This is a genomic window from Sporomusa sp. (assembly GCF_057736855.1).
Window position 1 is genome coordinate 4243 of the sequence record NZ_JBYKYF010000080.1, and the last position, 7316, is coordinate 11558.

Below are 7316 nucleotides of genomic sequence, written 5' to 3' on the forward strand. Positions count from 1 at the left end.
GTGTAAATGGCGCCCATAACAGCCAGCCGCCCACCACATCAAACAGAGCCATACCGATTCCTCCCGCTAAAGTTCCTATCCACCGACCGTAAAGAGCAGCGATAATAAACAGCGGTACATTCCCCAAATGAATTAAACCACCATTCGCAGCAATAGGCAGACGAACATTTACAAATGCTGTGCATGCAAACACGAGAGCAATGCCTAGTGCTGCATATACCAGCTGTCTTGTGGAAATTAACGACTCTGGTCTCATACTTGTTTTCTCTCCTTTCACATCTCCTTACCTTTGGCACATAGCACCATGTAACACGTGATAGTATTATAAGATAAAATTGACATTATTAAAATATGCAGTTTTTATATTTTGTATAGGTACAGTTAAGAGCCTGATATATACTTCAAGCCGATTTTTTCTTAGTGATATAGTGATAACCGCTCCAACATAAAAAGCGGCAGTCTCCCTTTTTTAGACAGACGGCTGCCACACTTTCATTTCTACAAATACAAATAACTCTCGATACTTCTTCGTAATGCCAATGACAAGGGTGGATAGATAGCTAACTAACAGCTATCTATCCACCCTTTTTGCAAAAGAATTGCAAAAGAGGGACGGTTCTTGCTTGCTATTTTTCTCCCGATTTCAAAATCCGACTAACTCTGGATTCGCTCAACTCTACTAGGTTCCCAATGTCTTTCAATGACAAATTGGATCTACGCCGAAGCTCTTTTACTATCCAATTTCTCCTGGTGTTTTCTTTTCCTCGTCCACCAGTCTGTTCATGATGTATTTGGTGAATATAATTACTAACAAAAGCTCTACATTCTTCTAGTGACATCTTGGGGGGTTCACTCTCAACTCCTAAGCTAGTCGTGTCATGATAATCTGTATGACAGATCGGCCGCTGCACTTCAGGTAGTCCTATGTATTCTCGATATTGCTTCTGCGCACTCGTAATATCATTAGCTAAAAATCCTAACAAATAAGATCTATCTACCATTTTGCCAGTTATCTGTGACTCTTCCATGTATTCAGTAATACTACTCCACCGATAATGTTCCGGACTATCAACTAATCCTGCCTTTACAGGATTTAAATGAATATACTTCGAGACTTGTAACGCATATGCATCATTGGTAACAATTTCACTACGAAAACGATCCTGAAAAAGATGCCCGCATCTCGCATGCTTACGGTTAAAATACATGACATAACTTATATTGATGCTTTTCATGATTTGTGAAATGTCACTACCGTTTGATGCAATTAATAAATGAACATGATTGTCCATCAAACAATATGCATATAGCTTAAAATCATACTTTTCTTGATTTTTTTGTAAAATTCCCAGGTACCGGTTTCGATCTTCATCATCATAGAAGATCGATTTTTTTTCATTCCCTCGTTGAATGACATGATAAATTTCATAATCTCCCTTTTTCCGGGCACATCTAGGCATACACACCACCTCAGCCTTATTTTACACTATCATAAAACTATCAAGCAAGAACCGTCCCCTTGATCTTCTTTTGGTCTTAAATGATAATGCTTGACAAAATTTTCATTCAATGGAATAATAATACCAAAAGGTTCTCTCATAATGAATCGCGTTCTCTTGTAGAGAACAAGAAAAGGGGTGAGTTTGTGAATAGCACTGAAAAAATCATTTACATTTTGAAACGGCTAGGTGATTATCCATATGAATTTAGTGTTACGGAATTAGCAAAAGAGATTGGCTGTGTAAAAAGTGGTGTTTTCAAAATTCTGAGTGATCTCACTGAAGCAGGTTTTGTTGTTCAGGACAAACACAGCAAAAAGTATTGTATTGGTCCATCTATATACCGGCTGGGTTGTATTTACAGTGAACACAAGGGGATATGGAGTCTTGCTGAGGATATAGTTAAAGACCTGTCAAAAACTGTAATGGAAACTGTATCTATTGGGGTTATGGATGGCAAAGATCCAGTTATTGCTTACAAGATTGAAAGTGCTCATGCTATCCGGCTCCATGGTAAACTGGGAGCCAAATTTCCGATTTATGCCGGCGCAATAGGAAAACTGTTGACCGCATACCAAGATCCCGAAGAAATAAAAGCATTATTAGCAACTACGCCGTTAATTAAAAAGACACCCAATACCATCGTGGACCCCGAAGAATTATTGAAAGAATATGAAACAATCCGTCAGCGGGGCTATGCAGTGAGTGAGGAAGAAAATTCCCCTGGAGCATACGGAATTTCAGCACCTATCAGAGATGGATTGGGGAAAGTTATTGCCTGTATTTGTATAGCTGGACCGATTCAGCGGTTTACTCCAGAAAAAAGACAAGAATGGATCCCCCTCGTGATTGATGCGGCAGAAAAAATATCCGCTAGGCTGCGGAGCTCTGAGAATGGGAATCAACTAAATAAGCATAATCAAAAGACATCTGAGAAAATAGAAGGATGAGTGAATGATGAATAACCCAACGTTTGATCTTTCCGCATACCTAAAAGATCTGGAATATTTAGTCAATATTGATAGCGGCTCTAAGTATCCCGAAGGCACAGCTAAAATTGCTGATTTTTTTCGGGACAAGTTTACGAATATCGGTTGGAAAGTCGAGACCCATCACCTGCATTCTTCCGTAGGCCCTTGTCTTCAGATTTCTAACACTGACCAAGATCAATATGATGTACTGCTGATGGGTCATATGGACACTGTCTTTCCGACTGGGACTGCAGCAGAACGGCCATTTACTATAAACGGAAATAAAATCCACGGTCCTGGCGTCGCTGATATGAAGGCAGGTTTGTTGTATATTTTCTATGCACTTGAGAGTCTCCAACGTGAAGGAAAGCTAGCTAAAGCAAACGTGTGTGTAGCACTGAACAGTGATGAGGAAATCAGTTCTCGCTTTTCCCGTCCTTTGCTTGAAGAACTCTCGAAAAAAAGCAAGTACGCACTGGTGCTAGAGCCAGCACGGGCTAACGGAAATCTGGTAAACATGCGAAAAGGAATTGGTCGTTATACGATTGACATTACTGGTGTTGCCTCACATGCCGGTGTTGATCACGAAAAAGGCCGTAGCGCTATTCAGGAGTTATCTTACTGGATACAGTTTCTACATAGTCAAACAAATTATGAAATAGGCACAACCGTTAACGTTGGCCTTGTCACCGGCGGTACGGCTGCTAATGTCGTTGCTGAGCAGGCTAAAGCGGAAGTAGATATGCGAATCTGTACTATTGACGAGGCGAAACGTATAGAAGGTCTGATGCAAGAATTAGTTTCCCATCCTAAAACACCAGACGTAACGGTAAAAGTATCCGGTGGTGTCATCCGTCCGCCAATGGTTCCCTCTGAAAGCACGTTAAAGTTATGCAGCGCGGTAGAAAAAATTGCCGCTGACTTAGGAATAACGCTGGGATGGGCTGCGACTGGCGGAGGTTCTGACGGAAATTTCTCCGCAAATCTAGGCGTTCCGACAATTGATGGACTGGGCCCAATAGGTGGCAGTACCCATAGCTCTGATGAATACCTGTTACTGGACTCCCTTGAGCCACGTTTTAATCTGTTGCGGCGGATTATTGAACATATTGTTGCCAAATAAAACCCAGTTTTCATAATCATCCCTGGAATTCCTGATGCAAGGTTATCCCTATATCTATTTCTTAATCCATCTAATTTTTTCACATTAAAGTATGAGGAGAAGTAACACACTGCTCTAGTTTTAAATATGAATTTGGGAGGGTAAGAAAATATGCTAGGTTTGACGATTGCAAGTATCGTAGTTATCGTGTGTGGCTATCTCATTTTCAAAAATTACAAGGCTCAAACCGTTTTAATTTGTGGTGGATTTGCGATGATGGCATTCGCAATTATCTTTAATTTTGGCCCTATTTTACCAGCCAAAACATCCACCGGTTCACCTTGGTTTGACCTATTTAAATTTGTCGATACGCTAACATCAAAGCGCACCGCTGAACTTGGTCTTATGATTATGGCGTGCGCAGGTTTCGCGAAATATATGGATAAGATTGGCGCCAGCAAGGCAATGGTTCATTTTGCTGTTAAGCCATTGCGGTATCTTCGTTCCCCGTATCTTGTATTGTGTGGCGGTTTTCTCATCGGTCAAGTGCTTCATCCATTTATCCCCAGCGCTTCCGGCTTTGGATTGTTATTAATGGTTACCCTGTATCCGATCTACATTTCGCTAGGTATCAGCCGGACAACAGCCACTGCAGTCATTGGCACCAACGGCTGTCTTGACCTAGGTCCAGCTTCAGGCAACTCTATTTTGGCAGCAAAATATGCTGGTATAACCCCAGTTGATTACTTTGTTAAATACCAACTGCCACCAGCGATTGCTGTTACTCTTGTTATGGTGGTTGTCCATTACTTTGTTCAGAGATGGTTTGACAAAAACTATGAAAATGGATTAGCGAAAGGAATTCCTCTTGACGAGGCTGCAGCCACTGTTCAAAAAGGAACAGAAGAAGAACTGCCACCAGCGTATTATGCAATTTTGCCAGCAGTTCCATTAATCCTGATCATGCTATTCGGCTATTTCAAAGTTGGTGGTATCTCTATGGGCATCAACGTAGCCTTATTTATTGGCTTAGCCGTTGCCATGGTCTGTGAGCTTATTCGCTACAAAGATATCAAGAAGATTTTTTCCAGCATCCAGACTTTCTTTGATGGTATGGGTGTGCAGTTCGCAACTGTCGTTACCCTGATTATTGCTGGTGAAACATTTGCCAAGGGACTAACATCACTAGGTGCTATTGATACCTTAATCAATTCAGCACAAGGAGCAGGTTTTGGCAAAGATGCGATGGTTATACTGATGAGCGCAATTATCACCGGCTCTTCCATCGTTATGGGATCAGGTAATGCACCTTTCTTCGCCTTCTCCGCTTTTGCACCTGATGTTGCCGCAAAAATCGGAGCTGAGGCAGTCAATCTGCTACTGCCAATGCAGCTTTCTGCCAGTGTTGCGCGTGCCATGTCTCCGATCACGGCAGTAATAGTCGCCATTTCCGGTGTCGCCGGAGTATCACCGTTTGAGGTAATTAAACGGACTGCAATTCCGTTAATGGCAGGTTTGATTGTCGTCCAGGTTATGGCATTTTTGATGTTCTAAAAAGTTACTAAGCCTTGTTAGGGATTTCCCGGTTGATTAGAAAACTTTAAGGCTGGAAAGAAAAACGGTGGTTTCCTTTCCAGCCTTTTTATATCCATATGCCAAGTGCATCGCACACACTTTCAGCTTACAGCATGGTTAGCGCTCATAATGTAAACTTTTTAATAGAGTTTTGCAATTCGTTAGCCATATTTGCAAGCGTCTGGCCAAAAGCTTCAATTTCTCGCATAGATGCTGATTGTTCTTCTGTTGCAGTTGATACATTTTGCGCCTTCTCGGCCGCAGCCTTACCGATTTGCTCAATCTCACGAACTGACAATACGATTTGCCGGCTACCACTAGATACTTGATTAATCGAAGTTGACATAGTAGCAACCTGATCTGACATTTGGTTAATGAAACTTACTATTTCTTTAAATTTAGTCCCAGTATGATTCACATTATCTATACCAACTTTGGTTTCGTGGGTACCTTTATTCATTGTATGTACTGCATTAATAGTTTCTTCTTGAATTTCAGTAATCAAACTTGCTATTTGCTTTGCCGCATCTTGCGATTGTTCCGCAAGTTTACGGACTTCTTCTGCTACTACCGCAAAACCTCTGCCCTGCTGACCAGCACGTGCCGCTTCGATTGCGGCGTTGAACGCAAGGAGATTAGTCTGACTTGCGATACCCGAAATGACTGACACAATCTGCCCTATTTCTTGCGACCTTTCACCTAATCTAGCAACTACGTGCGCTGTATGAGTAACGGTAGTTTCAATCTGGTTCATCTGATTAACCACCGTTTCCACTGCTTTATTACCTTCAATGGCGGCAATTACTGTTCTTTTCGAAATATCTGTAGCAAAATCAGCATTTGTTGCAATGCTCTGAATGGCTGCTGACATTTCCTCTACAGTGACTAACGCTGCTTTAACTGCTTCCAGCTGCTGCGCTGCCCCATGAGCAACATTCATGGCTGAAGCAGAAATTTGGTTTGCCGCTTGAGCAGACTGATGCGATGTGGCTAATGATTGTTGAGCTGAAGCTGCTAATTGCTCTGAAGAATGGGCCACTTGCTGGATGAGAGTACGTAAGTTATCTGTCATCTTATTAAAAGCATCAGCAAGGTGTCCAACTTCACCTTTATCTTTTGATAAATATTTAACAGCCAGATCACCTGCTGAAATACGGTCAACATGTTTTATGAGTTCTTTCAAAGGTCTTACCATGTACCGTGCAAAACCATAAACTATGGAAGCAGCGATAAGTAAAGTTATAAAGACGATAACAACAGTATTGCGCTTACTTTTTTACAACATATTATAAATGATGCTAGCATCATAATCGGCTGCAACCACCCCAATCATTTTTCCGCTTTATCTACAATGGGAGCATACGCAGTTATGGTAGCCCCCCATTTATCATTGTTTGTTAATTCACCTGTAATAGCCTTTTGTGCTTGTACCAGTCCCTCAGGACAGGCCGAATTGCTGACACTAAAAAACAGGTGCCCACTTACTCCTCAAAATTAGACAACCTGACAATCATAAGCATAAATCGCCAACCACCAAAACTGTTCTCCTTATTATTTTACAGTTTATAAATTATTATAATGTTTTGAAAATATTGTAAATTTATTTTATATATATCATCAGCAGTCATATTTTGTCAATAGACAATTTGATACCATAGTCCTTATTTTGTATCAACCGCCAGCGTGAAACTCGAGATATGCGAGACAATTTTATGGCCGAATCAATGGCAACGCTACTCTGCTTCTAATATAGTCCCAAAATGAGACTGTTTTCATAAATAGAAAATGGCAGGTTTTTTGCTGAAATTGTCGAAATGAACAAAAAAAGCCATACACAACGCATGGCAACTACTTGTTTTGCATATAACACTATGAATGATGTATAAGCGTATAGAAAGCTTCCCTAGCTTTATCTTTATTTGCTCGACTAATGGGTATAATTGTTCCGTTAGTTAATATAAACTTGTCAGTTTCATATTTCTCGATATACAGGAAATTAACCAAATAGCTTTTGTGTGACCGGATAAACATGTTTAACTGTTGCATTTGTTCAAATTCATCTAGTTTAGCATAAACAGTTACTTTTTTTATTGTCTTCGCTAATACAATATTAACTCAGATTGTAGACAAAGCCGCTTTTATGCCGTAAGGCAAAAAGCGGCTTTCTAT

7 protein-coding genes are annotated in these 7316 nt (G+C 40.7%); 3 read left to right on the forward strand and 4 right to left on the reverse strand.

Features of this window, described 5'->3' with window-relative positions; all coding sequences use genetic code 11:
- A partial coding sequence (locus tag AC29Z1_RS07275; RefSeq protein ID WP_488270795.1) for an ECF transporter S component occupies positions 1-256 on the reverse strand: 256 nt, incomplete at its 3' end.
- A gap of 370 nt (positions 257-626) precedes the next feature.
- On the reverse strand, positions 627-1460 hold the full coding sequence (locus tag AC29Z1_RS07280; protein WP_488270796.1) for a transposase: 834 nt from the start codon (positions 1458-1460) through the stop codon (positions 627-629).
- A 185-nt stretch (positions 1461-1645) separates the two neighbouring features.
- On the opposite strand from AC29Z1_RS07280, the gene AC29Z1_RS07285 reads away from it, so the two are divergent.
- The 3 genes from AC29Z1_RS07285 to dcuC all read left to right on the forward strand — a co-directional run bounded on the left by AC29Z1_RS07285 (position 1646) and on the right by dcuC (position 5126).
- On the forward strand, positions 1646-2449 hold the full coding sequence (locus tag AC29Z1_RS07285; RefSeq protein WP_488270797.1) for an IclR family transcriptional regulator: 804 nt from the start codon (positions 1646-1648) through the stop codon (positions 2447-2449).
- 4 nt (positions 2450-2453) lie between these two features.
- Positions 2454-3593 (forward strand): M20 family metallopeptidase, encoded by a 1140-nt coding sequence (locus tag AC29Z1_RS07290; protein WP_488270798.1) that lies wholly within the window; start codon positions 2454-2456, stop codon positions 3591-3593.
- Positions 3594-3743: 150 nt separating this feature from the next.
- Entirely contained in the window at positions 3744-5126 is a 1383-nt protein-coding gene (gene dcuC / locus AC29Z1_RS07295) for a C4-dicarboxylate transporter DcuC (RefSeq protein ID WP_488270799.1), read from the forward strand.
- Between the two features lie 145 nt (positions 5127-5271).
- On the opposite strand, the gene AC29Z1_RS07300 is transcribed toward dcuC, so the two are convergent.
- Positions 5272-6342: a methyl-accepting chemotaxis protein gene (locus AC29Z1_RS07300; protein WP_488270800.1), complete on the reverse strand. Its 1071-nt coding sequence runs from the start codon at positions 6340-6342 to the stop codon at positions 5272-5274.
- Between the two features lie 674 nt (positions 6343-7016).
- Positions 7017-7256, reverse strand: coding sequence for a LytTR family transcriptional regulator DNA-binding domain-containing protein (locus AC29Z1_RS07305; protein ID WP_488270801.1), 240 nt, complete (start codon positions 7254-7256; stop codon positions 7017-7019).
- Positions 7257-7316: the final 60 nt, after the last annotated feature.

Excerpts from the sequence above, each read along its gene's own strand:
- dcuC (WP_488270799.1), top strand. The coding sequence starts at position 3,744 with ATGCTAGGTTTGACGATTGCAAGTATCGTAGTTATCGTGTGTGGCTAT.
- AC29Z1_RS07290 (WP_488270798.1), top strand. The coding sequence starts at position 2,454 with ATGATGAATAACCCAACGTTTGATCTTTCCGCATACCTAAAAGATCTG.
- AC29Z1_RS07280 (WP_488270796.1), bottom strand. The coding sequence starts at position 1,460 with ATGCCTAGATGTGCCCGGAAAAAGGGAGATTATGAAATTTATCATGTC.
- AC29Z1_RS07300 (WP_488270800.1), bottom strand. The coding sequence starts at position 6,342 with ATGGTAAGACCTTTGAAAGAACTCATAAAACATGTTGACCGTATTTCA.